29 protein-coding genes, 1 tRNA gene and 1 other RNA gene are annotated in these 26,402 nt (G+C 56.1%); 18 read left to right on the top strand and 13 right to left on the bottom strand.

Annotated features, from left to right (window positions below; translation table 11 throughout):
• Window positions 1–129 precede the first annotated feature (129 nt).
• From RWV98_RS14205 to RWV98_RS14190, 4 genes are all read left to right on the top strand, one after another.
• The gene (locus RWV98_RS14205; RefSeq protein ID WP_317861570.1) at window positions 130–753 is read left to right on the top strand and encodes a CorA family divalent cation transporter; all 624 of its coding nucleotides are present in this window, start codon (window positions 130–132) and stop codon (window positions 751–753) included.
• Window positions 641–1,072: a magnesium transporter CorA family protein gene (locus RWV98_RS14200; RefSeq protein ID WP_317865771.1), complete on the top strand. Its 432-nt coding sequence runs from the start codon at window positions 641–643 to the stop codon at window positions 1,070–1,072. The genes RWV98_RS14205 and RWV98_RS14200 overlap by 113 nt, the downstream gene beginning before the upstream one ends.
• 335 nt (window positions 1,073–1,407) lie before the next feature.
• The gene (locus tag RWV98_RS14195; RefSeq protein ID WP_280962107.1) at window positions 1,408–1,827 is read left to right on the top strand and encodes a YjdF family protein; all 420 of its coding nucleotides are present in this window, start codon (window positions 1,408–1,410) and stop codon (window positions 1,825–1,827) included.
• Window positions 1,828–2,409: 582 nt separating this feature from the next.
• A complete protein-coding gene (locus tag RWV98_RS14190; protein ID WP_317861567.1) occupies window positions 2,410–3,693 on the top strand; it encodes a glycosyltransferase family 2 protein in 1,284 nt (427 codons plus the stop codon).
• A 51-nt stretch (window positions 3,694–3,744) separates the two neighbouring features.
• Here RWV98_RS14190 and RWV98_RS14185 read toward each other — a convergent pair whose 3' ends face one another.
• Genes RWV98_RS14185 through RWV98_RS14170 form a run of 4 tightly spaced genes read right to left on the bottom strand, consistent with a single transcriptional unit; the run spans window position 3,745 to window position 6,509 of the window.
• Entirely contained in the window at window positions 3,745–4,191 is a 447-nt protein-coding gene (locus tag RWV98_RS14185) for a HEPN domain-containing protein (RefSeq protein WP_317861566.1), read from the bottom strand.
• On the bottom strand, window positions 4,178–4,480 hold the full coding sequence (locus RWV98_RS14180) for a hypothetical protein (RefSeq protein WP_280963565.1): 303 nt from the start codon (window positions 4,478–4,480) through the stop codon (window positions 4,178–4,180). The genes RWV98_RS14185 and RWV98_RS14180 overlap by 14 nt, the downstream gene beginning before the upstream one ends.
• Window positions 4,481–4,487: 7 nt before the next feature.
• The gene (locus RWV98_RS14175) at window positions 4,488–5,219 is read right to left on the bottom strand and encodes an acyl-[acyl-carrier-protein] thioesterase (protein WP_317861564.1); all 732 of its coding nucleotides are present in this window, start codon (window positions 5,217–5,219) and stop codon (window positions 4,488–4,490) included.
• Between the two features lie 21 nt (window positions 5,220–5,240).
• The gene (locus RWV98_RS14170) at window positions 5,241–6,509 is read right to left on the bottom strand and encodes a glycoside hydrolase family 10 protein (protein ID WP_317861562.1); all 1,269 of its coding nucleotides are present in this window, start codon (window positions 6,507–6,509) and stop codon (window positions 5,241–5,243) included.
• Window positions 6,510–6,642: 133 nt separating this feature from the next.
• Here RWV98_RS14170 and RWV98_RS14165 point away from each other — a divergent pair, with 133 nt between their 5' ends.
• The 3 genes from RWV98_RS14165 (at window position 6,643) to RWV98_RS14155 (ending at window position 9,749) form a co-directional block, all read left to right on the top strand.
• Window positions 6,643–7,464 carry a pyridoxamine kinase gene (locus RWV98_RS14165; protein WP_317861560.1) on the top strand — a complete coding sequence of 274 codons (822 nt, stop codon included), beginning with the start codon at window positions 6,643–6,645 and terminating at the stop codon, window positions 7,462–7,464.
• 44 nt (window positions 7,465–7,508) lie between these two features.
• The gene (locus RWV98_RS14160) at window positions 7,509–8,414 is read left to right on the top strand and encodes a helix-turn-helix transcriptional regulator (protein WP_317861558.1); all 906 of its coding nucleotides are present in this window, start codon (window positions 7,509–7,511) and stop codon (window positions 8,412–8,414) included.
• A gap of 93 nt (window positions 8,415–8,507) precedes the next feature.
• On the top strand, window positions 8,508–9,749 hold the full coding sequence (locus RWV98_RS14155) for an MFS transporter (RefSeq protein ID WP_317861556.1): 1,242 nt from the start codon (window positions 8,508–8,510) through the stop codon (window positions 9,747–9,749).
• A gap of 225 nt (window positions 9,750–9,974) precedes the next feature.
• Here RWV98_RS14155 and RWV98_RS14150 read toward each other — a convergent pair.
• From RWV98_RS14150 to malQ, 4 genes are all read right to left on the bottom strand, one after another.
• Window positions 9,975–10,050, bottom strand: a tRNA-Gly gene (locus RWV98_RS14150).
• A gap of 83 nt (window positions 10,051–10,133) precedes the next feature.
• Window positions 10,134–10,814 carry a helix-turn-helix domain-containing protein gene (locus tag RWV98_RS14145; RefSeq protein WP_317861554.1) on the bottom strand — a complete coding sequence of 227 codons (681 nt, stop codon included), beginning with the start codon at window positions 10,812–10,814 and terminating at the stop codon, window positions 10,134–10,136.
• Between the two features lie 385 nt (window positions 10,815–11,199).
• Entirely contained in the window at window positions 11,200–12,435 is a 1,236-nt protein-coding gene (locus RWV98_RS14140) for an HAD-IA family hydrolase (protein WP_317861552.1), read from the bottom strand.
• 31 nt (window positions 12,436–12,466) lie between these two features.
• Complete coding sequence (gene malQ, locus RWV98_RS14135) at window positions 12,467–13,960, bottom strand: 4-alpha-glucanotransferase (RefSeq protein ID WP_317861550.1); 1,494 nt, start codon at window positions 13,958–13,960, stop codon at window positions 12,467–12,469.
• A 136-nt stretch (window positions 13,961–14,096) separates the two neighbouring features.
• Between malQ and trmB the strand changes: the two genes are divergently transcribed.
• The 9 genes from trmB (at window position 14,097) to RWV98_RS14090 (ending at window position 21,610) form a co-directional block, all read left to right on the top strand.
• Window positions 14,097–14,756 (top strand): tRNA (guanosine(46)-N7)-methyltransferase TrmB, encoded by a 660-nt coding sequence (trmB, locus tag RWV98_RS14130; protein WP_317861548.1) that lies wholly within the window; start codon window positions 14,097–14,099, stop codon window positions 14,754–14,756.
• A 14-nt stretch (window positions 14,757–14,770) separates the two neighbouring features.
• Window positions 14,771–15,277 (top strand): GNAT family N-acetyltransferase, encoded by a 507-nt coding sequence (locus tag RWV98_RS14125; RefSeq protein ID WP_317861546.1) that lies wholly within the window; start codon window positions 14,771–14,773, stop codon window positions 15,275–15,277.
• Window positions 15,278–15,362: 85 nt separating this feature from the next.
• Window positions 15,363–15,764 (top strand): NifB/NifX family molybdenum-iron cluster-binding protein, encoded by a 402-nt coding sequence (locus tag RWV98_RS14120; RefSeq protein ID WP_280963555.1) that lies wholly within the window; start codon window positions 15,363–15,365, stop codon window positions 15,762–15,764.
• A 3-nt stretch (window positions 15,765–15,767) separates the two neighbouring features.
• Window positions 15,768–16,130 carry a DUF134 domain-containing protein gene (locus RWV98_RS14115; protein WP_317861544.1) on the top strand — a complete coding sequence of 121 codons (363 nt, stop codon included), beginning with the start codon at window positions 15,768–15,770 and terminating at the stop codon, window positions 16,128–16,130.
• 193 nt (window positions 16,131–16,323) lie between these two features.
• A complete protein-coding gene (locus RWV98_RS14110) occupies window positions 16,324–17,841 on the top strand; it encodes a sensor histidine kinase (protein ID WP_317861542.1) in 1,518 nt (505 codons plus the stop codon).
• On the top strand, window positions 17,838–18,563 hold the full coding sequence (locus RWV98_RS14105; RefSeq protein WP_280963552.1) for a response regulator transcription factor: 726 nt from the start codon (window positions 17,838–17,840) through the stop codon (window positions 18,561–18,563). The genes RWV98_RS14110 and RWV98_RS14105 overlap by 4 nt, the downstream gene beginning before the upstream one ends.
• Before the next feature lie 145 nt (window positions 18,564–18,708).
• Window positions 18,709–19,752 (top strand): TRAP transporter substrate-binding protein, encoded by a 1,044-nt coding sequence (locus RWV98_RS14100; protein ID WP_317861539.1) that lies wholly within the window; start codon window positions 18,709–18,711, stop codon window positions 19,750–19,752.
• 63 nt (window positions 19,753–19,815) lie between these two features.
• Window positions 19,816–20,319 carry a TRAP transporter small permease gene (locus RWV98_RS14095; RefSeq protein ID WP_317861537.1) on the top strand — a complete coding sequence of 168 codons (504 nt, stop codon included), beginning with the start codon at window positions 19,816–19,818 and terminating at the stop codon, window positions 20,317–20,319.
• Window positions 20,312–21,610 (top strand): TRAP transporter large permease, encoded by a 1,299-nt coding sequence (locus RWV98_RS14090; RefSeq protein ID WP_280963549.1) that lies wholly within the window; start codon window positions 20,312–20,314, stop codon window positions 21,608–21,610. The genes RWV98_RS14095 and RWV98_RS14090 overlap by 8 nt, the downstream gene beginning before the upstream one ends.
• Window positions 21,611–21,671: 61 nt before the next feature.
• Here the strand turns inward: RWV98_RS14090 and RWV98_RS14085 are convergent, their stop codons facing one another.
• The 4 genes from RWV98_RS14085 to infC form a co-directional block, all read right to left on the bottom strand.
• On the bottom strand, window positions 21,672–22,310 hold the full coding sequence (locus RWV98_RS14085) for an orotate phosphoribosyltransferase (protein WP_280963548.1): 639 nt from the start codon (window positions 22,308–22,310) through the stop codon (window positions 21,672–21,674).
• 126 nt (window positions 22,311–22,436) lie between these two features.
• Complete coding sequence (gene rplT, locus RWV98_RS14080; protein ID WP_280963547.1) at window positions 22,437–22,790, bottom strand: 50S ribosomal protein L20; 354 nt, start codon at window positions 22,788–22,790, stop codon at window positions 22,437–22,439.
• 34 nt (window positions 22,791–22,824) lie between these two features.
• Window positions 22,825–23,028, bottom strand: coding sequence for a 50S ribosomal protein L35 (gene rpmI / locus RWV98_RS14075; RefSeq protein WP_280963546.1), 204 nt, complete (start codon window positions 23,026–23,028; stop codon window positions 22,825–22,827).
• Window positions 23,029–23,070: 42 nt separating this feature from the next.
• Complete coding sequence (infC, locus tag RWV98_RS14070) at window positions 23,071–23,580, bottom strand: translation initiation factor IF-3 (protein WP_280963545.1); 510 nt, start codon at window positions 23,578–23,580, stop codon at window positions 23,071–23,073.
• A gap of 390 nt (window positions 23,581–23,970) precedes the next feature.
• Between infC and RWV98_RS14065 the strand changes: the two genes are divergently transcribed.
• Together RWV98_RS14065 and ssrS are read left to right on the top strand one after the other, a co-directional pair.
• Complete coding sequence (locus RWV98_RS14065; RefSeq protein ID WP_317861532.1) at window positions 23,971–24,243, top strand: DUF1292 domain-containing protein; 273 nt, start codon at window positions 23,971–23,973, stop codon at window positions 24,241–24,243.
• An 8-nt stretch (window positions 24,244–24,251) separates the two neighbouring features.
• A non-coding RNA gene (gene ssrS / locus RWV98_RS14060) (6S RNA) lies at window positions 24,252–24,443 on the top strand.
• Between the two features lie 454 nt (window positions 24,444–24,897).
• Here ssrS and RWV98_RS14055 read toward each other — a convergent pair.
• A complete protein-coding gene (locus RWV98_RS14055) occupies window positions 24,898–26,325 on the bottom strand; it encodes an MFS transporter (RefSeq protein WP_317861530.1) in 1,428 nt (475 codons plus the stop codon).
• Window positions 26,326–26,402 lie beyond the last annotated feature (77 nt).

The raw sequence follows: 26,402 nt of genomic DNA, 5'->3' as shown, positions 1-26,402 counted from the left end.
CCGCCGCCTCACGTCTCGATATTTTGTAACAAAGGAGTGAACGTCGTGAGTTCGGAACCCCGAAGTATTGATCGAAAACGAATAAGCGGCGAGGCGCTCCGGTAGCCTGCCGCAGAAAGGTGGCAGGAAATGGTAGAATTTTACAAAACAATCGATGGAAGAGTGACCGAGCTCTCCGCCTTTGAGGAGGGCTGCTGGGTCAATATGGTGCGCCCCAGCTCGGATGAGATCGATATGATCTCCGGCGCCGCGGGCGTGGAAGAAGAGTTCGTCCGCGCGGCGCTCGACCCGGAAGAAAGCTCCCGTGTCGAAGTCGAGGAGGACCAGCTCCTCATGATCATTGACGTGCCGATGGTCGAAAAAAATTCGGTGGAGGGCGGCCAGCAGATGTTTTCGACCTTGCCAATGGGCATCGTCGTGGGCGGGGCGGCTGTCATCACGGTATGTCTTGAAGATAGCGTGATCCTTCGCTCGATCGCGGAGGGCGCGGTAAAGGGCGTACATACTTCGATGCGTACGCGCTTCGTGTTTCAGATCCTGCTGCGCGTGGCGGGCCGCTTTTTGAAAAACCTGCGCATGATCGAGCGCGACTTTACCAAGATCGAGAAGCGCCTGTACGATTCGCTTCCAGAACGAGGAGCTGATCCAGCTGCTTGGTCTGTCCAAATCGCTGGTTTATTTCTCGGCTTCCCTAAAGGGCAACGAAGTAACGATGGAAAAGGTGCTGCGCGGCCGGGTGCTCAAGCTCTATGAGGATGACCGCGACATACTTGAAGACGCGCTGATCGAGATCCGGCAGGCCATTGAAATGGCGGGCATTTATTCAAGCATCCTGTCCGGTACGATGGATGCGTACGCGTCGGTCGTATCGAATAACCTGAACATCATCATGAAGGTGCTGACCGTGCTGACGATCATCATGACCATTCCCAATATCGTGTTCGGTTTTTATGGTATGAATATTGAAAACGGCGCGATTCCGGGCGATGTGTTCTGGTGGATTCCCCTGATCATCTCCATGGTTGCCTGCGCGGGCGCATGGTATCTAATGAAAAAGCGCAACCTTTATTAAACGATCAAAACCGGCCTTTTGGCCGGTTTTTTTGTGCTTGACGGTACTGGACGAACCGCAAAACGCAGTACGAATGGACGGATGCGGCTTCTAAGGCCATGCTGCGCGCCGCCGGTGTGGGGCGGCTGGTGTATTGGACCATCCCGGGGCGCTGTCCCTTCGGCCCTGCCGTGATCCGGCGCGATTGACAAGACGTAGGCCCTTCTATATAATGAAGGGGCAAGGATAAAAACACAGTCCGGTCGGTAGTCCGGGCGCGGCGGAAACGCCGTCAGTAACCTGCCTCCTTTGGTTGTCCGTTCCTTGCAGAGCGATACCTAAAGGAGGAATGGACCATGCGTAAGGTTCAAAGCCGCGTGACCGTTTTTTTCGACGATCCGTTTTGGGTCGGCGTTTACGAACGGGAAACGGAAGGCAGGTATGAGGCCTGCAAGTGGATGTTTGGCGCGGAGCCGCGGGATTATGAGGTGTACGCCTTTCTGTTGCAGAATTGGCGGCGCCTTCGATTCAGTCCGCCGGTTCGTGCCGATGGCCAAAGCGAGCGGCGCGTCAACCCGAAGCGCATGCAGCGCGCGGTTAAGCGTGAACTGCAAGCGACGGGCGTGGGCACCAAGGCGCAACAGGCCCTTGCCGCCCAGCGCGAACAGGGCAAGGAAGCGCGGCGCGTCCGCACCCGCGAGGAACGCGAGCGCGAGCAAGCCGAGCGATACGCCAAGCATCAGCAAAAGCGCAAAGAAAAGCACCGGGGGCATTGAGCCTCCCGGTGTTTTGACATGTTAAAGCACCCTTCGCGCCGCAGCGCGCATAAAATCCATCAAAACCGGGAGCAAGTATCTCGGTTTTGATACAAACCGGCTTCAAGTGTGCCTGTAAGGCGCGCGCAGAAGCCGGAATTCTCGATCGAAATGGGGCTTTGTTTCGATCGACAGGCTGTCAAAAAATAGTTTTTTGACAGTCTGAAGCACCGGGGGCATTGAGCCTCCCGGTGCTTTGACATGTCGGCGGCGGGCTGAGAAAACAGGTGCGTAAAAAATTCAGAAAAAATTAAGAATTTTATGCGTGATTTCTTCAGGTTTCTGTGCGATACTATTAACAATGCCAGCATGGAAAATATGGACGGACCTACCTGCGGTAAAGTTACGGCGTTTGACGAAAAAGAGTGATAAAAAAACCGCCTTGCGTGCATCCTTTTTTGTGACAAGAGTGAAAAATGATTTTATCAAGTGGATTTGCCTAAAAAAAGGTTGCAAATACTGTGTAAAGTGCTATGATAATACGTGGACATCAAGAGTAAGTGAGCAACCAGAACCTTAAAGTAAAGGGGATCACAAACAAATATGTTACGATTTTTACAGACACTGCAATTTGTGCTGTTTGTCTTTTTTTCAGTGGCCTATGCCTATCAGCTGTTTTACTTAGTCGCCGGCCTGATCGGCCGGGGCAAACGGGGCTGCCAAGACGCTTCGCTAGGGCGTTATGCGGTGATGATCGCCGCCCGAAACGAGGAAGTGGTGATTGCTGATCTGATCCACAGCCTGAAGCGGCAAAATTACCCGGGAAAACTGCTCGACATTTACGTTGTTGCGGATAACTGCACGGATGACACGGCGCGTGTGGCGCGTCAGGCCGGAGCCACCGTGTTTGAGCGCTTCAACAAGGTGCAGGTGGGCAAGGGCTACGCCATGGATTATTTGCTGAAAGCGATCGCCGAGCAAAAGGGCGATGATTACTACGACGCTTACATGGTCTTTGACGCGGACAACATCGTAGACCCCAATTTTGTTTCAGAAATGAACAAGATGTTTGCCCATGGCGAGTACGCCGCGCTGACAAGCTACCGCAACTCCAAAAACTTTTGCGACAACTGGATCACGGCAGGCTATGCGCTGTGGTTCCTGCGCGAAGCGCGTTTGCTCAACAAGCCGCGCGCGCAGATGGGCGTCAACTGCGCGGTATCGGGCACCGGCTTCCTTATTTCCGCGGAGGTTATCCGGGAGGACGGCGGCTGGCCCTATCACCTGCTGACCGAGGATATTGAGTTTTCCGTTGTTTGTGCCACGCTGGGCCGTAAGATCGGCTACTGCGGCACCGCGGTCGTATATGATGAGCAGCCCACTGAATTCCGCCAGTCCTGGGACCAGCGCATGCGCTGGAGCAAGGGCTTTTACCAGATCGATGCGAAGTATACCGGCACGCTGGTGCGCGGCATCGGTCGCGGCGGCCGCAAGGGCTTTTCCTGCTACGATATGCTGATGACGGTGGCGCCCAGCAACCTGATCACGCTTGGCGCGCTTGCCGTTGGCCTGCTGATCTGCTTCGCCTGCTTCTCACAGCCCACCTTTATTGTTTACCGCGTCATGCGCATGATGCTGCGCATCCTGCTTATGACGGTCAAGGGCATTTCCATGAGCCTGTTTTTGTTCGGTGCGGTCACGATGGCGGCCGAGTGGAAAAACATCGAAGGCTCGACTGCAAAGAAAATCCTTTATACCTTTACCTTCCCGTTTTTTATGCTTACTTATATTCCGATCTCGGTCGTTGCGCTGTTGCAAAAGGTCGAGTGGAAGCCGATTCGCCACGGCGTCACGGTTTCACGGGAAAAGAAACGGGAACGCATTTAATCCAAATAAACAAACATCCGGCAAAGACCAAACGGTCTTTGCCGGATATTTTTATATTCGTTCACTTTGGATGGTGTGCGGCCGGCCTGTGGCGTACAGTTCCTTGCGGATGGCCGCGAACATGGTCTCCGCCATGTCGAGATAGCGGATGATCTCGCGGTCGTCGATCTCGAAAGGCAGATCGGTGGGGTAGCGGGTTTCAATATACAGATCGTTCAGCGCGGCGCTTTCATCCAGATACTCGGAAAAGGCATCGGGATCGAGCCGGATCGCCTGACGGCACAGATAAGTCAGGTTGTGCCCGTCGAAATGACGGCCGGTGCGAAACAGCAGGTAGCCTTTCAGGGCCTTTTCGATCGCCTGCTGGCAGTGGAATGCGATGTTGTAGTGGTCGCCGCCAAAGGTGTGCAGAATGCGGGCGCACTGCAGGTCGCAGAGCGCCTTGTCGAGCCACTTATAGTAGAAGTGGCTGTCTGATGCGCCTCTACGTCTGCTCATACAGCACCTGCCCTTTCCGTGCGATCCAAGCGGCGTAGCTCGTCTCTTCCTTCAGCAGCGCCGCCCACTCGTCCGCGGTGTAGACATGCAGCGTGAGCGGCACGTCCGCCGAAGCGGCCAGATGCAGCTTGCACCGCAGGGCGCGGGTATCGCCTTCGGGTATGATTACGCATAGACTGATCGATTTGAGCTTTTGCGTGGACATCGTGCGCTTTTCGCCCACGAGCAATACCTTGCTGGGGCGGCAGGTTTTCAAAATATCCGATAAGATCTGTGCCACGGCTTCCATACGTGCGTCAGCTCCTTCCGGCGGGCAGCGCGGAGAGCGTCGCCTGCGCTTCAAAATGCGTTTCGCCGTGGGCGGCGCCGCGCACATAGCGTGCGCCGTCCACCGTGCCGCAGTACAGCTCCACCTGCTCGCCAAACTGTGTTTCGGCGGTGTAGTTGACCTGTAGGGCGGAAACAAAGCCCGGCTGCTTTTGCAGGTCGAGCGCGTCGGAGATCAGGTCGACGACCTTGGCGTTGTTGACGTGATTGTTGATGTCAAGGTCGGAATAGCATACCGGGTGAACATGGTGCAGGCGCACGGTCTCGCAGCTCAGCTTGCCGAGCGGCTCAAACAGCTCGCCGCGCGCGGTGTGCAGGTAGCCGTCGGCCGCGGGGAAAACGGTGGGGCGCAGGATACGGTGGGTATCCGGGTCCAGTGTGACCCACATGGATTGCGCTTCGCCGACCTGCTGCTCATCGGCATAGAACGCGAAGGAACGGTACCAGCTCGCGCCGCGGATTCCGGGGCACCAAGTTTCACACCGGATGCGCTCATAGGGCAGGAAGGGGCGCGAGAGCGTCACGCGCATGCGGGAAAGCACCCAGAGTACGCGCAGCTCGGTGCGGCCCAGATGCAGTTCCTCCGCATGGACGGTCGCGGCGTCCTGCATGACGTCGAATACGAAGGACGGGCGGGCGATACCGCGGTTATCGATGTGGCTGAAATTGACTTCATATTCGCGGGAAAGAAGATCGGACAAGGGGATGCACCTCCTAAGCGCTTACTGAAACAGGGCCAAGATAAAACGGGAAAATATCTCGGCAAGCGTATCGGCCTGTTTTTCGGGCTGGGTCAGGCCTTCATCCGTTTGCTTTGGTTCATAGAAGTCGGTCAGCAGCTGAGTGGCGCCCGAAGTGTTCACCAGCGAGGAATAGCTGAAAAACACCTCGCCCTGAATATCCTTGCCGTCGTCGATCAGCGCGAGCTGGCGGCCCAGCTCGTCCGTGCCGTACCATACGTCGCCGGGCTCGGCCTCCGCCATGCGGTAAGCGCCCATGCCGATGTAAAGCGCCACATCCGAGGTCTGCACGGCCTCCTGCCACCAATCGAGCAGCACGGAGAAATCCGCTGCTTCAAAGCCGATGGACCAGTAAATCTGCGGGCAGATATAGTCCACCGTGCCCTTTTGGATCCATTCAAGCGAATCGCAGTAGATCTCGCGGTAGGAGGAGCGGCCGTTGGTCTCGCTGCCGCGCGCGTTGTCGCGCTTGTTGTCCCAAATGCCCGCCGGGCTTACGCCGAAGGAACAGTCGGGATCGAGCTTGTGCAGTGATTTATCGAGCAGCGCGATCAGGGTGTTGACGTTGTCGCGCCGCCAATCGTCGATGTTGTCGAACCGTTCGCCATAGCGGGCGAAGGTAGAAGCGTCGTTGAATTCAGTGTCGGGGTAGAAATAGTCGTCCAGATGGATGCCGTCCACCTCGTACCGCTCCACGATCTCCATCGCGCCGTCCGCGACGAGCTCCTGCACGGAGGGCAGGCCGGGATCAAAATAATAATTGCCGTCGTGCTCCACCACCCATTCCGGATGCTGCTTCGCGGGGCTGGATTCAGGCAGAGCGTCCAGTTCGTCCTTGCCTTCCTTGGTGATGCGGTAAGGATTGAGCCATGCGTGCAGCTGCAAGCCGCGCGCGTGCGCGCCCGCCACCCAATAGGCGAGGGGATCGAAGCCGTCCGCCGGCGCTTCGCCGCAGGTGCCGCTGACATAGCGGCTCCAAGGGAACAACGCGGATTCATAAAGCGCGTCCGCCGATGGGCGGACCTGCAAAAAGACCGCGTTTAGGCCCATCGCGGCGACATTGTCCAGTATCGCGTCGGCTTCGCTTTTCAGCTCGTCCACCGTCAAGCCCTGCTTGGATGGATAATCGATATTATACACCGAGGAGACCCATACGCCGTGCAGCCCTTCCTCCGGTATGCGGGCGGCCGACGCGGCCGGGACGAGCAGGCACAGTAGCAACAATATGGGTAGGATACGTTTTTTCAGCATAGATATACTCCTTTGGCAGCGGCCGTGATTTCTATATTATTTTACCATTACGACCGCTATAAAGCAAGGATGATTGACTTCGGAGCAAAAGCATCGTATGATGGACAGAGTAAAAAAGGATGTGAAAAACGCAATGCAGAAAAAAGTTTTGGCGCTGCACGATCTGTCCGGCTTTGGGCGTTCCTCGCTGGTGCCGATCATCGCGGTGCTGTCCGCGGCCGGGCATCAGTGCGTGCCGCTGCCGACGGCGGTGTTCTCCACTCATACCGCGATCCCGCACTGGGCCGTGACCGACCTGACGGACGCGATGGAGGGCACGATAAACCAATATGATGCGCTGGGGCTGCGGTTTGAAGCCGTTTACGCGGGCTTTTTAGCTTCCGCCGCGCAGATCGACCGCGTGCGCGAGGCCGCCGTGCGTCTGCGCGCGGAGGGCGGGCTGACAGTGATCGACCCTGTGATGGGCGATAACGGCGAAGTTTACGAGACCTACACGCCGGAGATGTGCACGCGCATGCGCGAGCTGTGCGCGATCGCGGATATCATTACGCCGAATACGACCGAAGCCGCCATTCTGCTGGGCCGCGATCCCGCGGGCAAACCCCAAAGCGACGACGAGGCTTGGGAATGGATGCGCGCGCTGCAGCAGACCTACGGGGCCGAGATCGTGCTGACCGGTTTGGACTTTGAAACAGGCAAGGTGGGCACCGGCTGCTTGGGCCATGCGGGCGGGGGGCTGACGCTGCACCGCCGGATCGACCGGTATTATCCCGGCACCGGCGACCTGTTTGCCGCCACGATGCTGGGCGCGCTGCTGAACGGCGTATCCCTGCCGAACGCCTGCACCCGCGCCGGCGAATTCGTAAAGGACTGCATTGCCTATACGGCCGAACAGGGCACTGATCCCATGCACGGCGTGCAGTTTGAAAAGCTGCTGGGACAGATCGTGAAGTAAGGCGCGTTGAAAAACGGGGTTCTGCCGCTTGCGGAGGTGATGGGTTGCAGCAAAGCAGATTGTTTGGGATGCTGTATTATTTATTGGAACAAGGGCATGCGACTGCGCCGGAATTGGCTGAGAAATTTGAAGTGTCCGTTCGCACCATTTATCGGGATGTGGATGCGCTCAGCGGCGCGGGCATTCCCGTTTATACCGAAACGGGGCGAAACGGCGGCATACAGCTGCTGGACGGCTACGTTTTGGATCGATCCCTTTTCTCGGATCAAGAGAAGCAAGCGTTACTTTCCGGTATTCAAAGCCTTGCAGCCGTACAATTTCCAGAAGTGGATGGTGTTTTAAAGAAGTTAGGCGCAATTTTTCAAATCAGGCTTTCGGATTGGATCGAAGTTGATTTTTCCCGCTGGGGCAGTATCGCGGAATATGAAAACCAATTATTTGTGCAGATCCGGCAAGCGGTTTTGGAAAGACGGAAGATCCGCTTTGTATATTACGATTCTACCGGGGCCAAGCGCGAGCGGGAAGCGTATCCACGAAAGCTTGTCTATAAGGACCGCGCGTGGTATTTGTTCGCTTTTTGCCTGACCCGCCAAGCGGATCGACTGTTTCGGCTGACGCGTATCAAGGATTTCCGCTTAACGGAAACGTATTTTAACGAACTGCCGGAAGCAGCCCCCGAAGTTTATCCACAACCTCGGGATATGGGCGCTCTGATCGATCTGGAATTGCAATTTCCGTTAGAGGTCGGATACCGTCTATACGATACGCTGGAAGACAGCGCGATCATAGCGCGTGAAAACGGGTATACGGTAAAGCTGACATTGCCTGAAACCGAATGGCTATATGATTTTTTGATGTCCTTCGGCGAGCGGGTGACCATAATCCGCCCAGAGTCGGTAAAGCAGCGTATAATCGAAAAATATAAAGCCGCGCTGGCACGCTATCCATGAGCCGACCGGCAGTATACAAACAAAAGCCTGACACGCTGTGTCAGGCTTTTGTTTGTATACTGTAGAAGGTAATAAGAAAGTGGGTGTGTCATGATGAGCAAAAGATCAAATCGCAATTTTCTTTTCTTGATCATTGGACAGGCGGTCTCTCTCTTTGGGACGGTATTGCTGCGATTTACCGTTTCGCTGCTGATTTTAGATTTGACTGGGTCCGCCGCATTGTTCGGTATGATTACGGCGATCGGCTATTTACCTCCGGTGTTTCTGTCTCCGGTGGTTGGCTTTTTGGCGGATCGAAAAAACAAAAAGAATCTTATGGTCGGGCTGGACGGTATGTATGGTCTGCTGGCGGTCTGCTTAGCGCTTGCCATGCGTTTGCCGCATACGCTGGCCGGCATAACGGTCGCCATGGTCGTTCTGTCGATCCTATCCTCTTTTGAAACGCCGATCGTTCAATCCACAATTCCGCTACTGCAAGCGAAAGACAACCTTGTAAAAGCGAATGCCATAGTAAGCCAGATCAATATGGCCGCCCAATTAGCGGGGCCTTTATTGGCCGGTGTGTGTTATGGGATCGTCACAAGGAGCGATCTCATGGGCGTTCAAAGCATTTTTTTAGGCTGCGCAATATGCTTTTGTCTTGCCGCCTTTGTGGAGCTATGGATCGAGATACCAATCGTAAGCATACGGCGGGAAACATTATCTATGCGGCTGCTCAGACAAGACTACCGGGAAGGGATTCGGTTTTTGACAAAGGAAAGGACGCACGTTTTGGGGGCGATCCTGCTAAACGCCGCCTTTGTTCTGCTGATTCAGCCGTTCATTACGACGGGGGCGCCTTTTATCATATCGGTCGTCTTGGAATTGAGCGCGGCGCTGAACGGATGCGCGCAGGCGTTCATGGGCGCCGCTGGCTTGATTGGCGGAATCATAGCGGGAAGCCTGTCAAGCCGCTTTCCGCTAAGCCAGACCTATCGGCTGTTCTGGATCATGGGGGCGGCGATCGCGCTTTTGGGCATGGCTTTTCTGTTGCGAGCCACCGCCTATGTGACATATATGATCTTGGTGCTGGCGGGCGTTGTCATTTTTATGTTTGCAAGCATCGCGGGAATCTTGATCCTGTCGGCGATCCAGCAAAATGTCCCGGATCAGATGCTGGGGCGTACCATGTCCTTTTATACTGCGGCGGTTAACGCGGCTTTCCCGACGGGCATTTGGCTCTATGGATACCTTTACGATAAACTGATCAACTATTTGTTTGCCGTCCTATTGGCTACCGCTGTTTTGATTTTTGCCGTAGGGAAAATGGGTAAACAAATTTATAAGCACCTTTAACGTTTGAATGGCATGAGATTTAGGTAAAAGAAAAAACGCACTGCATATCACAGTGCGTTCTCTTTATGGAGCGGCTGACGAGGCTCGAACTCGCTCACGATACCCCGTTAAAACTGTGTTTTAACGGGGGCCCCACCTCCTGATGAAAATAAGGTGGAGGTAGCAAGTTCGGAAGCTGCCTTCGCATGAAAAAAACGCACTGTATATCACAGTGCGCTTTCGCTATGGAGCGGCTGACGAGGCTCGAACTCGCTACCTCCACCTTGGCAAGGTGGCGCTCTACCAGATGAGCTACAGCCGCATTTTCTATCGCGCCGTTCTCACCAGCGCGATATTTATTATAGCAAAGCCGTGGGGCGAAGTCAAGCTTTTTTGGCATATTTTTTATTTTGATTTTTTTCGCAGTAAAAAAGTGACGAGCAGGCAGATCGCGATGTAAAGCGCAATGGGAAGCGCCGCGAATACAGCCAGACGACCCAGCGCCCACAACGGCTCGGGCAGGACGCTCCAAAGATGTTCGGCCAGCCCGCTTGAGATAAAATGCGCCAAGATGCTGCTGCCGCCAAGCCAGATCAACGGCACGGGCGTGACAAGCCAAATATTGACGCGCCAGAATTGCCGCAGGAACGCGCGCCCCGCCTGTTCGTCCTCTTGACGCAACATCAAACTGGAACCAAGAGGCAGTATGGCGAATAAAACGAGCAGCATAAGCCCGATCAGCCGCGGCCAATCGTTTGCGGCGAAATATTGCCCGTACAGCAGCAGGCACAGCCCAAGCGCCGAGCCGCACCAGCCGATGCACAATAGCATGGGCGCAAAGCGTTTCTGCGCCGATGGAGCGCGCTGCTGTGCCGGGGCGGTTTCCGGCGCGAGATCGCGCAGCAGATAGTCGGTTGTCACCCCAAAGTAATTCGCCAGCGCGATCACCTTGTCCGTGTCCGGCGTCGCGTCGCCGAGCTCCCATTTGCTCACGGCTTGCCGGGATACGCCTAACGTTATGGCCAGTTCTTCCTGCGAAAGGCCGCGTTCGCGGCGCAGGCTTTGGATATTTTCATTCAGTGGCATGTTTGGTTACCTCCTTGCCGAATACCTGTATTCTACCGGAAACAGCGGTAGCATTCCACCATTTCGGCATGGAAAATACGCAACCTGCGGTTGCAACTGCAAAAAACGGCGCGGTTTATAAAAACCGCGCCGTTTCAGCTTGTCAAAGAACCTCCACGCGCCGCAGCGCGCATATAATAGGATTTTGCCGAAAAAGCAAAATCCATAAAATCCGGGAGCATGTATCTCGGATTTTATACAAACCGACTTCAAGTGTGCCTAAAAGGCGCGCGCAGAAGCCGGAATACTCGATCGAAATGGGGCTTTGTTTCGATCGACAGACTGTCAAAAAATAGTTTTTTGACAGTCTGAAACGGCGCGGTTTATAAAAACCGCACCGTTTTGTTTAATATCCTAGCGCTTCGCCGATCAGGACGACTTCGCATTTTTTCATCGAGAGCGGCGGGGCCATGTGCACGACAAGCGCGGAGCAGATGCGGTCTGCGCTGCGGCAGTCGTGACATTTGCCGTCCACGGCGCAGGGCGTGCGGCGGCCGAGCCGTTTGGCGTTTAGCGGCGCCGCGACATTGCGCGCGCGGTCGACCGCGCTTTGCAGATCGGGGCAGAGCTTATTGACGCCGCATACGAAAATACAACGGTCGGAGCCGTACAGCGTGCCCGCCACGCGGTTGCACGCACCGTCGATATTGACGATCTCGCCGGTTTCGGCCAGTGCGTTGGCAGAGGAAAGATAGATGTCCGCCGCCTGCGTATGGTCGTCCGCGTCCAGCCAGTGCCAGTGCACCTCGGCTTTGTCCGCGAGCGCGTCCACAAGGCCGAGCGCTTCCAGCGTTTTAGAGCCGCCGAAAGAAACCGTTTGCCCGGCGCAGGTCTCGCTCAGGTAGGGCAGGGCGTCCGCCGCGGTCGGGAAGTAGGTGAAGCCGAAGCCGCGGCGCGTAAAGGCGGCGCAGATCGCGTCGATATTCACAAGGCCGTTTTGAAACAGCGGCAGCAATTCCTCGGGAGCGTTCACGATGGCTTCCGCGCCCGCGTTTTTCAGTTCCTCCACCGAGCGGAACCCCCAGCCCACGCCGACCGCGGTCAATCCCGCGTTGTGCGCGGTCTGCATATCAACCGGACTGTCGCCGATATAAAGGGTCGTGGCAGGGTCGCCGCCAAGCTGACGCAGCAAATCAAGCGCGGAGGTCGGATCGGGCTTGCGGGGCACGCCCGGGCGTTCGCCCACGGTCACTTGACACAGGTCGCCGAAGAAAAAGCGGATGAGATTCTTTGCGGCAAGATCGTATTTGTTCGATAAAACGCCCACCGCAACGTCCTCGCGCTTCAAGGCGCGCAAAAGCGGTACGATGCCGTCGTACGGCTGGGTACGGTTGGTGATGCGCTGCTCGTAAGCGGTGCGGAAATCGTCAAGGCAAGCGTCGACCAGCGTGTCGGAGGCGTTTTCAGGCAGGCTGAGCGAGATCAGGCGGCGAACGCCGTTGCCGACGCGCTCGCGTACCTGCTCCTCGCTGGCCAACGGCAGCCCGTGGCGGGCCAGCGCTACATTGACGCTGTCCGCCAGATCGCCGAGCGTATTCAGAAGCGTACCGTCCAGATCAAAAATGGCAGTGGTAATTTTCATATGTACCTATCCTTTTTGCGTGGGCTGCGTGTCAGCCTCGTTTGTATGTCCTTGTGATATCGCCAAGCAGCGCGGCGACCTCGGGGTTGAGCGCTTCGCGCCGGACGCGCCAGCGCCAGTTTTTGCCCCCAATCGTAGCGGGGGTGTTCATGCGCGCGTCCGCGCCAAGCGAAAGCAGATCCTGTAGGGTGGTCATTGAGATGTGCGCCGGCGAAGCCCAAACGCTCTTGATCGCGCTCCAGCCCATGGCCTCGCTGTGCGAGGTGCGCAGGTAGGCATAAGCAAATTGCTTTTCCCGTTCATTGCAAATATCCATGACCTGCTCGCATACGGTCTGCGAGTCGTGGGTCGAGGTGTAAACGATGGAGTTCGGCAAATAGTTATGGGGCAGGTGCTCGTTGTCCTCGTCGGGCGTCATGCCAAAGATCAGCACGCGCATGCCGGGGAAGCCGGTCTCGCGCAGCAGGGCGCGCACATCGTCCGTGATGATGCCAAGGTCCTCCGCGATGATCGGGATCTCGCCCAGCGCCTTTTGCATCGCGCGGAAGAACGCCATGCCCGGACCCTTGCGCCATACGCCGTTTACCGCGGTATCCTCACCGGTCGGCACTTCCCAGAAGCTCTCAAATCCACGGAAGTGATCGATCCGCACCACGTCGAACAGCGCCATATTGGTCTTCATGCGCCATATCCACCAAGCGTATCCCTCTTTTTTATGGGCGGTCCAGTCGTATACCGGATTGCCCCAGAGTTGGCCGGTGGCGGAATAGTAATCGGGCGGCACGCCCGCGATCAGCTTGGGGCTGAGATCCTTTTGCAGCTTGAACAGCTTCGGGTGCGTCCACACATCGGACGAATCGGGCGAAACGTAGATCGGGATGTCGCCGATGATCTGAATACCCTTTTCATTTGCATAGGCGCGCAGCGCGGTCCACTGCTCGTAGAATACATATTGCAGAAAGATGCGGAAGTCGATCTCGCCACGCAGCTCCGCTTTCACGCGGGCAAGGGCCGCCGGCTCGCGGTCGCGCACGTCGGCCTCGGGCCAATCCCAAACGGCGGCGTTGTCGTATTTTTCCTCGCGCAGCGACATGAAAAGTGCGTAATCGGGCAGCCATTCGGCGTTCTCCGATACAAATTCGTCGATCTTCTTTTGAAGCGCCGCGTCCACGCGGGCATAAGCCTTACGGTAAAGCGGCCAGCGCGCTTCGATCACCTTTTCAAATTCGACCACGTCGGGCGAAGCGTTAAAATCCGCCGCGCGGATCTCGGCCTCGGTCAGCAGGCCGTCCTTTTGCAGCAGGTCGAGGTCGATCAGCAGCGGGTTGCCCGCGGCGGCGGAGTAACACTGGTACGGCGAATCGCCGAAGCCGGTGTGGCCGAGCGGCAGCACCTGCCAATAGGTCTGGCGCGCCTTCGCGAGAAAATCGACAAAGTCGTGGGCGGTTTGGCCCATTGTGCCGATACCGTGCGGCGCGGGCAGCGAAGTGACGTGCGCAAGCACGCCGCTTGAACGGTTAAACATATACATGTCCCCCAAATCATAGTTATTAACATTATACACGGCAAAGCGGAAATTTGTCAATTTGGCTTGCCAATTCCGAACCGGCCCGATATAATGAAAAGGCGACAAATAAAGGATAAAACGGGGGCTTCGCGCAATGAGAATGCGAAAAAAGAAAAATTTGGACGTGCGCTTCGCGGCCTGTGCGCCGGTGATGGAGTTTGCGCCGCGCGAAATGCGGGGCAAGTGGCGCGCACTGTTTGGAAACGATCACCCGCTGCATATCGAGATCGGCTGCGGCAAGGGACGTTTCGCCATCGGCATGGCGGAGCAGCACCCGGAGGTGAACTTTCTTGCCATCGAGAGGGAGGAGGGCGCGCTCATCATGGCGGCCGAGCGCGCGGCGCTGGCGCCGTTGCCCAATCTTCGCTTTTTTCCCTTTGACGCCGCCGAGCTGCGCGAGGTTTTTGCCCCCGGCGAGGTGGACCGTATCTATTTGAACTTTTCCGACCCATGGCCGCCCAACCGTCAGCGCAAGCGCCGCCTCACTTGGCGCGCGTTTTTGGAGGTGTACGGCGAAATTTTGAAGCAGCAGGGCGATCTGTGCTTCAAGACCGATAACCAGCGCTTTTTTGAATGGACGCTGCAGGAAATCTGCCAGTTCGGCTGGCTGCTGCAAAATATCTCGCTCGATCTGCACAGTTCGGATTTTGAAGGCAACGTTATGACCGAGTATGAGGAGCGCTTTTCCAGCGAGGGCGCGCGCATCTACCGCCTCGAGGCGCGCCGCCGCCTGCCGGAATTTTTAAACAAGTAAGGAGCTTTGCGGTTATGCAGTTTACGCTTAAAAAATGGGACGAACGCTTTATCGACGATGTGGCGCGGTACGGCAATAACGCGAAGATCGCGGCCAATCTGCGCGACGGGTTTCCTTTTCCCTATACGCGGGAGGACGCGGTGGGGTATGTGCGCATGTGCGCGCAGAACGACGAGAGCCGGCAGTTGTGCCGCGCCATCGTGGCGGACGGGCGCGCGGTGGGCAGCGTCGGCGTGTTCTGCGGGTCGGACGTCTACCGCAAAAGCGCCGAGCTCGGCTATTGGCTGGCCGAGGAATACTGGGGCAAGGGCATCATGACGGAAGCGGCAAAACAGCTTTGCGCGGCGGCGTTTGCGGCGTTTGATATTGTCCGCATCGAGGCCGAGCCCTTCGCCTATAATCAAGGCTCGCGCCGGGTGCTGGAAAAGGCGGGCTTTACGCTGGAAGGCGTTAAACGGCAAAGCGTTTTTAAAAACGGCGCGATTCAGGATAGCTGTGTCTATGCGCTTTTGCGCATCTGAATCATTCTTGACATATGCCGGAAACGTGCTATAATAAGAAGCAGTTAACCGGCATATGCCGAAAATGAAAAAGAGGTGCGCATTTATGAAAATCGCGGTAACGTATGAGAACGGGCAGGTGTTCCAACATTTTGGACACACCGCGCAATTTAAAATGTATGAAGCGGCGGATGGAAAAATTCTATCCGCCGAGGTAGTGGACACAAACGGCAGCGGCCACGGCGCGCTCGCGGGCTTTCTGGCGGCGCGCGGCGTGGATACGCTGATTTGCGGCGGCATTGGCGGTGGCGCGCAGGCAGCGCTGGCCGAAGCGGGCATTCGCCTGTTCGGCGGCGTGAGCGGCGAAGCCGATCAGGTGGTCGCGGCGTTTCTATCGGGCGGTTTGCAGTATAACCCGGATGTAACATGCAACCACCACGAGCAGCACGGTGAAGGACACGATTGCGGCTCGCACGGACACGGCTGCGGCGGCCACTGTCACGGCTAATCCATGCCCAGACCGAAAAAATGCAGGCGTGTGTGCGGCCTTCCGGGCGTTAAGGAATTCGGCCCGCGCGGTATGGGCTGCGGCGGCGAAACGGTTCTGATGGGACTGGATGAGTACGAGGCGATCCGCCTGATCGACCTGATGGGCTTGCAGCAGGAACAGGCCGCCGGACAAATGGGCGTGGCGCGCACAACCGCGCAGGCAATCTACAACGCCGCGCGCGTGAAGCTGGCAGACTGTGTGGTAAACGGCAAAACGCTCCGCATTGAGGGCGGCGACGTCGAGGTGTGCGATAGACGCGCGCACTGTCCGCGCGGCGGGAACTGCCCGCGCAGAGCCTGTGACAACGGCGCAGAGGAGGATTAAAGATCCTTCCAAAAACTGTCGAAAAACAACGTTTTTCGACAGTTTTTTTGTTGCGCACAGAGGCGGAACAGGTATATGGCAGTTTGGCTGATTAGGATCAATGCGTTCAGCGGATTGCCAGAAATCTCCCTTGGCCCATCGCGCGAGCCATGGTATACTAATCCACGAGTGAAAATAAAGGGGGCCGTATAGGATGACAAACCATGTTTCTGCTGAGAAGAATAAGCCTTTCCTGACCGGCTGGTGGGCCAATAAGCCGCTGCGGCATAAAATGCGCGTCGTTTTTCTCACCATTGCCGCCGCGTTTACCCTGTTTGTCGGCATGACGGTCGCGTTGTCGGAAAGTCAGCTGGCCACGGTCAGCGATCTGATGCAGGATTATCATCTGATCGGCCGCTTTATCAGCAGCTACCATCAGGAACGGACGCTGTTCCGCCCTGCGATCTATTCTTCGATTGCCTTTCAGGAATCCGAGCACGCATCCGCACGTGAGCGCACGGATCGTATTTTAAACGAAATGCAGCGCGGCACGCTGATGCAGGACAAGACGCTGCGCATGTACACGCACGCTCTGACCGGCGCGGTTGAAAGCTATCGCGCGGAAGAGCGCACAGCGCTTGGCTTTTTAAGGGGCGGCGATATCCGCAATCAAACGTTCATCGATCAATATTACCAGCTAGATGCGCGCGCGGAGTATATCAGCCAATACGCCGGGCTGTTGCTCGCCTCCAGCATCGAAACGGGAGAGGGGCGCTACGCGGCCGCGCGCGCCCGCAGTCGCAAGGTCTACGCGCTGCTGCTGGTCGCGATTGGTTTGTGCGGTCTAATCCTGTGTTTGACGCTGCGTTTGTTACAAAATACGGTTTTCCGCCCGGTCTTGGCGCTCAGCTGCAAGGCGGAGGAAATCACAGCGGGCCGCTTTGACACGCCCGACGTGCCGGTACGCGGGCGGGACGAGTTAAGCATGCTTACCGAAACGTTCAACATAATGAAACGGGAGCTGTCCCACACCTTCGATACATTAAGCGAAAACGCTCGCATGGAAAAAAACTTGCGGCGGCAGGAGGTCAAGAACGCCCAGATACAAAAGCTGCTGGAGCGCACGCGCTTTGCGCAGCTGCAAAGCCAGATGAACCCGCACTTTTTGTTTAACAGCCTCAATACGGCGTCGGCCCTTGCCACACTGGAAAACGCCGGCATGACGCGCTCGCTGATTGGCGAGTTGGCCGCCTATTTCCGTTATACGCTCGAAAGCGACGAGGATATCGTAACCCTATCGCGCGAACTGGATATTGTGGAGACCTACATGGAAATCCAGCAAAAACGGTTTGGGGGGCGGCTGCGCCTTGATCTGAAACGCGCGCCCGAATTTGAAACCATTTTGATCCCGAAATATATTTTGCAGCCGCTGGTGGAAAACAGCGTGGTGCACGGCCTTGCGCGCAAGCCCGAAGGCGGCGTGATTCGTATTCGGATCCGTGAACCGCGGGAGGGATGCATTGAGCTTTCGGTGATCGATAACGGCGAGGGAACGGCGGCGCCCGCGCGCGCGGAGCGGCGCTCCATAGGGCTCGACAACATCCGCCGCCGCCTTCATCTGTTTGATCCCGGCAGCAGCGTTACCTTCTGGTGCAAAAAGCAGGTGGGGGCGGTCACACGCCTGTGCTTTCACCTATCCGTGACCGACACCGGAGAAAGGATATCCGAATGATCAAATTGCTTTTGGCAGAGGATGAACCGCTTGCCCTGCTTGCCATGGAAAAGATGATACAGCAGATAGAACCGCGGATCGGCTTGATCCGAACGGCGGAAAACGGCAGCCGCGCGGTTGCGGAGGCGGAGACGCTAAAGCCGCAAATAGCGATTTTGGACATTGAAATGCCGGTTATGAGCGGGTTGGATGCGGCCGCGATCATTCGCCGCCAGCAGCCGGATTGCCATATCCTATTTCTAACGGCGTTTAGCAAATTTGAATACGCGGTCGGCGCGGTGCGCGTGGCGGCGGCCGATTATCTGGTAAAGCCCGTGCCGCGCAACGAGCTGCGCGAGAAGCTGTCCGCCCTTTGCGATCAGCTGGAGCCAAAAGCACCCGGCGAATCGGATCCATCCCGTAGCCCCTTCTACCTGTGGGCGGAAACCTATATTGCCGCGCACTATCCGGAAAACATATCGCTGGAGCAAGCGGCGGATGGTCTGGGGCAAAGCCCCTACTATTTTTCCCGTTTATTTAAGCAGGAATTTGGACGCAATTTTATCGATTACTTGACGGATTATCGCCTGTCCCGCGCGGAACGTTTGCTGCTGGAAACCGGCATGAGCGCCCGCGAGATCGGGGAGGCGGTCGGCTATCCCGATCCAACCTATTTTACCAAGGTGTTTAAACGCAACCGCGGTACGACGCCGACAAGTTTTCGTCAAAATCGCCAAAAATAGCGTTAATTGTTTGACAATCATCGAAAAGGATACCACGTGTTCACAAAAAAGTCCGATTTTCTTCATACACTCCGTATACTATACTGGGAAACAGGAATAAGCAGCCGAAACGCTGCCGTACACAAGAAAAAGGAGAATGAAGAGAATGCAAAAGAGAAAAATTTTTGCGGGCCTGACATCCGCCGCGCTCATGGCGTCTCTGCTGACCGGCTGCGGGGGCAGCCCGTCCGCGCAGGATCCGAACGCCGGAAAAACACCGGCCGCCGGTTCGGACCAGAGCATGGTGCTTCGACTTGCCAACAGCCATAATGAGGAGCACATTACCTCGCAGGCCTGCCAAAAGTTTGCGGACATGGTTAAGGAAAAGACCGATGGACGCATTGATATCCAGTGCTTCTTTGCCGGACAGCTGGGAGACGAGCGCTCCACCATCGAGCAGTGCCAGTTCGGCGGGCTGGATTTTACCCGCGTTTCCTCGGGCGCTTCGGCTGAATTCGCCCCGCTCATGAACGCCCTGCAAATGCCTTACGAATATACCGATGTGGACCATCTGTTCCGCGTGCTGGACGGCGAAATCGGCCAGCAGGTATTCGATACCTTTGAGGAGAATAACCTTGTCGGCGTGACCTATCTGCACCCGGGCTCCCGCAACTTCTTTAACGCCAAAAAGGAAATCCACACACCGGCCGATCTGGCGGGCATGAAAATCCGCGTATCCGAATCGGATTTGATGCTTTCGATGATGGAGCACCTCGGCGGCATCGGCACGCCGCTGCCGTTTAACGACACGTACTCCTCCATTCAGACCGGCGTTGTAGACGGCGCGGAAAACAACATGACCTCTTATGTGGAAATGTCCTTCTATGAGGTAGCGCCTTACTGGACCTATGACGGGCACTCCTATATGCCCGATATGATCCTCGCGTCCAAACAGACGATGGACAAGCTATCCGCGGAGGATCAGGAAATTGTGAAGGCGTGCGCGAAAGAGGCTTCGCTGTGGCACCGGGAGGCTTGGGAAGAGTCAGAGGCCAAAAACGCCAAGGTCGCGGCGGAAAAGGGCTGCACGCTGACCACGCTGACCGAGGACGAGCTGAAGCAGTTTCAGGATGCGGTCGCTCCCATGTACGATTCCTTCTTAAACGATGAGCAGAAAGCCATTGTGGAAAGCGTGCAGGCGCTCGCCTGATACGAATTCGCAGAGGGACGGCGCGTGCGCCGTCCCTTTTTGATAGAAAGGAGTTGTTACAGCATGCAAGCTGTTAAAAAAGCGTTTCGGGCCGTTTTCAAACTGCTGGAATGGTTCGCCATACTCTGCATGGTCGTTATGGTCGCGGTCGTATTTCTCGAAGTCGTCAAACGCTATATTTTTAAGCAGGGGTTCAGCTGGTCGCAGGAGGTGTCCACCACAATGATGGTTTGGTTCGCCTTTATCGGCATCGCCATTGGCGTATTGGAAAAAATCCATATGTCTATTGAGATGTTTACTGCGAAATTGCCGCGCCGTGTGGTGGCATGGATCGACTCGGTGGATTATTTGCTGATCGCGGCGTTTGGGGTGCTGATGATCGTATTTGGCGTAAAGATCATGCAGGTCACGAAAAACGCGACGCTGCCCGCCACCAAGCTGCCTTCAGCTGTTCTTTATATTATTCTGCCCCTATCCGGCGCGCTGGTTTTGCTCAATGGGCTGATCGTTGCTTTTCGCCGCGATCAGGCTGTGCTGGAAAAAACGGAGGAACAAACCGATGCCTGATATGACCCTTGCCATTGCGATCCTTCTGGGATCCTTCGTCCTTTTGCTCGCACTGCGTATGCCGATCGCGTTTACGCTGGGCATATCTTCCGTCGTCACCGCGCTTTACTTAAATCTGCCCATCGCCACGCTGTTTCAGCGCATGGTGAACGGCGTGCAGTCGTTCAGCTTAATGGCCATTCCTTTTTTTATCCTTGCGGGTGAAATAATGGGGCAGGGCGGTATCTCGAACCGCCTGATCGCCTTTGCCAACGCGCTGGTCGGCCGGATGCGCGGCGGCCTTGCACAGGTCAATATAGTCGCCTCCATGTTCTTCGGCGGCATTTCGGGTTCCGCCGTGGCGGATACGTCCTCCATTGGCTCCATGCTGATCCCCATGATGAAAAAAACGGGGTATGACGATGACTTCTCGGTTGCCGTTACCGTCACCTCGGCCTGTCAAGGCGTGATGATTCCGCCTTCCCATAACATGATTTTATTTGCGCTTGCGGCGGGCGGCGGCGTGTCGATCGGTCAGCTTTTCATGGGCGGATTGATTCCGGGCATTCTGCTGGGTCTGGCCCTGATGCTGCTCACCGCTATTGCCGCGCGCCGCAGAGGGTATCCCAAGGGCGACAAAATGAGCGGCCGTGAAATTTTAAAAGCCACCAAGGACGCGGTTCTCGGCCTGCTTACCTGCGTGATCATCGTCGGCGGCGTGATCGGTGGTTGGTTCACCGCTACCGAATCGGCGGCGGTCGCGGTGGTGTACGCGTTTATTGTCACCTTCTTTATCTATCGGGAGATCCCGCTGCGCCGGTTTGGCGGTATTTTGCGTAAAAGCTTACGCACCATTGCCATGGTGATGAGCCTAATCGCCACGGCCTCCATGTTCGGCTGGCTGCTTGCCTATCTGCAAATCCCGGCCATGGTCACCAACGCTCTGCTGGGGCTGTCGGACAACCGCATCGTCATTCTGCTGCTCATCAACGTCATGTGCCTGCTGCTTGGCTGCATTATGGATATGGGCCCGCTCATCTTAATCCTGACCCCCATCTTGATGCCGGTCGCGACTCAGCTGGGCATGGAGCCCGTTCAGTTCGGCGCCATGCTGATTTTAAACCTCGCGATTGGCCTGTGCACGCCGCCGGTCGGCGCGGCGCTGTTCGTCGGCTGCTCAATCGGCGGTATCAAGATCGAAAAAGCCACGCGCGCCTGTCTGCCGTTTTACGGCATGATGGTGCTCGTTCTGCTGCTCATCACCTTTTGGTCGCCGCTGTCCATGTTTGTACCCAGCCTGATGCTCGGATAAGCAAAACGGCCCCGCTCCCACGGAAAAATGGGAGCGGGGCCGTTGTTTGTCATGCGGTCGGTCAAATTTTGGTATAGCCGCGCGGGGTGACGATCGCGTCGAGCGGGATGCCGGCGGCGCAGTCAGGGCAGTTTTTGCCGTGGGAGCAGTTGTGGTAATGCGGGAAATCCGCGCCGGAGAACAGGCTGACGACCGGCCTGCCGTTCAGCTCGGAGATGTTGGAGAACAGGGCGGAGAAGCCCGCCACGCGGCCGCCGTAGTATTCCACGCATTCGCGCGTTTGGGAAAGCGTTTGGCCGGTGGAGGCCGAGGTAACGAGCACGAGCACGTTCTTATGCTCAATCATCGGACGCAGGTTGTCCGCAAAAATAAATTGGCCGTTGACGTTGGAGTCCGGCTCGACAAGGAACAGGTCGCCGCCCGAGTTAAGGCCGGCAAGGCTCTCGCGCGTCAGCTCGCGCGCGACAAACGCGCCGATATATTCCGTACCCTCTAAACAGAGGATGGTATCGATGCTGATGGCGGAAAAATGATAAGCGATACTGCGCGCCGCCTCGGTCGCCAAACTTTGGCTGTGTTTCAAAGCAGACATGTCGATATAATAGTTGATATGGGAATGGTTTGTCGCGAAATGGCCGGGGATCGCATCTGCATAAAGCTTGGAATTGACCCGGGAGACCACGCGGATGGGCTGCTGCATATGGAAACCACCTTTCTCTGTTGGGCTGATAAATCAGGCTTTACAGCTATTATACCGCATCGCGCGGTGGTTGACAATAAAAAACAAAAGCGCCGGAAACGAAGTTCCGACGCTTTCACGATAAAATTAGAGAGCAGCCTTAGCCTTTTCCGCCAGCGCGGCAAAAGCAGCCTTGTCGCCCACAGCCAGCTCGGCGAGCATCTTGCGGTTCAGATCGATGCCGGCCTTCTTCAGACCGTTCATGAAGCGGCTGTAGTTCATGTCGTTCATCTTGCACGCCGCGGAAATGCGGGTGATCCACAGGCGGCGGAAGTCGCGCTTCTTCTGCTTGCGGCCGATGTAAGCGTACTTCAGGCTCTTCATGACAGCCTGATTGGCTACCTTGTAGTGGGTGGATTTTGCGCCCCAGTAACCCTTGGCACGCTTTAAAATCTTCTTTCTTCTTTTGCGCGTCATCATAGCGCCCTTAACTCTTGCCATTTTGAATGCCTCCTATATGAAAGATGTTTTTTACTTATTTGTAGGGGATCAGGCGCTTAACCTGTGCGACGTTGGTCGCATCTGCGAATGCTTCCTTGCGCAGGTGGCGCAGGCGCTTGGACGTTTTGCCGTGTCCATTGAGCAGGTGGCGCTTGCCGACTTGGCCGCGCTTGATTTTACCGGACTTGGTAACAGTGAATCTCTTTTTTGCACCGCTGTGCGTTTTGATCTTAGGCATAGGTATTGCTCCTCTCTGAATTTGCGCGAAACGCGCTATTGTTTACTTTTCCTTGATGGGCGCCAAGAACATAAGCATCTGGCGGCCTTCTAGCTTGGGCAGCTTTTCCACCGTGCTGCATTCGCTGCACATTTCAGCAAAGCGACGGAGCAGATCCTGACCGAGCGACGCATGCGTTACCTGACGGCCGCGAAAACGGACCGCTACCTTGACCTTGTCGCCTTCCTTTAGGAACTTGCAGGCGTTTTTGACCTTGGTGTTCAGGTCGCCGATATCGGTGTTAGGGGTCAGGCGAATCTCTTTGATCTCCACGACACGCTGATTCTTGCGCGCTTCTTTGTCACGCTTGGCCTGTTCAAAACGGAACTTGCCGTAGTTCATGATCTTGCAGACGGGCGGCTTGGCCTGCGGGGCGATCTTGACCAAATCAAGACCTTTCTCAATAGCGAGGCCCTGCGCCTGCTGGATGGGCACGACGCCGAGCTGTTCGCCGTCGTCGCCGATCAGACGGACTTCCTTGTCGCGAATCTCATCGTTGATCTGATGTTCCATGCTGCTAATGGATAAGCACCTCCAAACAAAACGGGTTATGAATACAGAAAAAAGGACGGCCTCACGAAACCGGAGAACGCCCTGCACATAAACCAAAACGCCAAAATAAAGCGTTTTGCGATTATTGACCCGGTCGCTCAATGCTGCGGGTGAGGGCTGAAGCCTTCTTCTTTGTTACTAAGTAAATATACCAGATGTAAAACTTAATGTCAAGGCTTTTTTTATTACCCGTCTATTGGTATGATAATAAAGGCCCGCGGCATACTATGGCAGTGCCCGGCAAAGATTTTTAGCTTTACAAAATCCTTTGGATTTGCTATGCTTAACGTAGAGCAAGGGCGGCGCGCGATGTGCGGCGGCCCCTGTAAAAAAAGAAGGAGGTGCCGAACAATGAGTGAAGAGTTTGGCAACGATTTTGTAACTCTGACCGATGAGGACGGCAACGAGGTCGAATTTGAACACATCGACACCGTGGAATACAAGGGCGAAACCTATCTGGCGTTTATCCCCGCCGAGCTGGCGGTAGAAGAAGAGGCCGAGGTGGTCATTCTTCAGGTCGTCGAAGAGAACGGCGAGGAGATTCTCGCAACCGTGGAGGACGACGAGGTAGCCGACGCGGTGTTCCAGCTCATCATCGAGCGCGCGGAAGCCGAAGAAGAGTAAGACGCGTATTTTTCCTGCCCTGTTCGACAGCGGCCCCTTTTTAACCCACATTTTTAGTACGGGATTTCGAAAAGTTCCGGTTTCAAGTGCAGGCCTCCCGTGTGCACGCGGACGTTGGAAGCGCAGCGATACCGGACAGAAAACCCACCTGCCTTCCGTGCAGGTTACTAATTGGGTCGCATCGGCAGGGCGGGGATTATATTTTTTGCTTTTCAGGCGCAAAGGCGGGCGGCCTGCGATCGCCCGTTGACATACAGCCAATCTGGCGCGTAAGCGTCAGGGCAGGGGGCCGTCCGGAAGGGGCGGTTTTTTTGTCCGTAAAATCTATTTACAGAATTTTAACTTGCGTTCGACACGGTATATGGGTTATACTGAGTAGTAGAAAAAGAAAAGAGGAGGTGGTAAGCCCATGCGTATCATTCGCAAACCCCAGCATCCGGATACGCCTGACATCGACGATATGATCTTCGGCGACGAGCATCAGACGCAAAGCGAAAAGTAATTTCGGAGGGCTCCACGTATCGCAGCCATACTGCGGCGTGGTTTTTTTATAGCTACATGCTGGAAAAAAACGGAATACGATAGACCGCCGGTCGCACTTGTGCAGCCGGCGGTCTAAAATTTGAAACGATTAATTGCCGCGAGGAAAGGGGATTACATTTCGCCCTTTGCTTCGCGCGCGGCAAGCTCGGTCATGATCTTGGGATAGCGCTGATCGAGCTTATACAAAAGCAGTACGATCACGGCGACCGCCCACATCAGAGTAGGTCCCCAGACATAGATTTTTTGTATCATGAACACCGCGGATAAGGGCTGTATCACGGCAGCGCCGGTAGAGCTAATGTAACCGGCTTTATCCAACAGCGAAGTGATGACCGCGCTGGTGATACCGGTGCCAATCTTGAAGCCGAGGGAGCCGCCGCCGAAGATCAGCGCTTCCTGCCGGATGTGCGTTTTCCATTGACCGAATTCGATCACATCGCCCATCATGCCGAAAACAACGGCGGTAAGCGGCGCTTCCCCGAGTGCGCGGACGATGCTGGTGATGAGCGCCCAACTGAAGCTGAAGGGATCGAGCAGCAGCGCGGCGTGCGCCGCGACGGCGATGATCGCGCCGGCCAGCGATATGTTCCGCTTGCCGAAGCGCCGCAGCAAAAGCGGGCACAGCATTGCGCCGAGGACGAGCGTGCCGGCTTCGGCCAGATACAAAACGCTGTACATCCACGCATCATTATGAAAAATGTATTTACAGTAATACGGCAGCGAGGTGCCGACGATCGCGCCGTGCACACAGGTGACCGTCCAAAGAATGAGCACCGCCCAGAAATATTGGTTGGTCAGCAGCGCTTTCAGGTTTTTGCTAAGCGGCACCTTTTGCGCGCGGGCGGCTTCAAACCGCACGGTCTCTTTGCAGCGGGCAAAGCAGACGATCAGCATCACCAGCGCGATCCCGGCCCACATGGCCATGGCTTTCATCCACGCGGCTTGGTTATCGCCGAACAGCTTGACCACCGGCATAGTAAAGGTAACCGCGATGATGCGGCCCAGCGGCGCCATCGACATGCGGAAGATCGAAAGCAGGTCGCGTTCGTGCGAGGAACGCGTCATCATGGTAGAAAGCGTGCCGTAGGGCACGTTGATTGCCGTGTACAGCACGGTGGTGCACAGGTTATAGGTGATAAAAATGTACCAGAACTGTAACGAATCGCTGGTCTGCGGTACGGCGAAAAGCGCGATGGCGGAAATACAGTAGGGAACCGCCATCCAAATGATCCAAGGCCGCGCTTTACCCCACTTGCTGTTGGTGCGGCTGACGATAAAGCCCATGATCACGTCGCTCGTGCCGTCGAACACGCGGGAGATCAACATGACCATACCCACGGTAACGACGGAAACGCCTGCGTAATCGGTATAAAAAAGCGTCAGCAGCGTGGAGATCATGCCGAAAACGATGTTGCAGGCAGTATCGCCGCAGCCATAAGCCAGACGGGTGCCTACGTTTAAGTGGTTTTGCGCGGCATCGCCGCGGCCGCAGGTCAACTGGGCGCCCTCTTTTAGGCGGTTTTGTGTGGATTTACTCATGTGCGCGCGTCTCCTTTGTATTCTCCTTCGCGTTTTCCTGTTATGTACGTGAAAACCGATACGGATATACAAAAAGA

The sequence above is a fragment of the Agathobaculum sp. NTUH-O15-33 genome, assembly GCF_033193315.1.
Taxonomy (GTDB): Bacteria; Bacillota; Clostridia; order Oscillospirales; family Butyricicoccaceae; genus Agathobaculum; species Agathobaculum faecihominis_A.
Note: the sequence above shows the minus strand (reverse complement) of the source record. Positions and strands in the feature narration are given on the sequence as shown.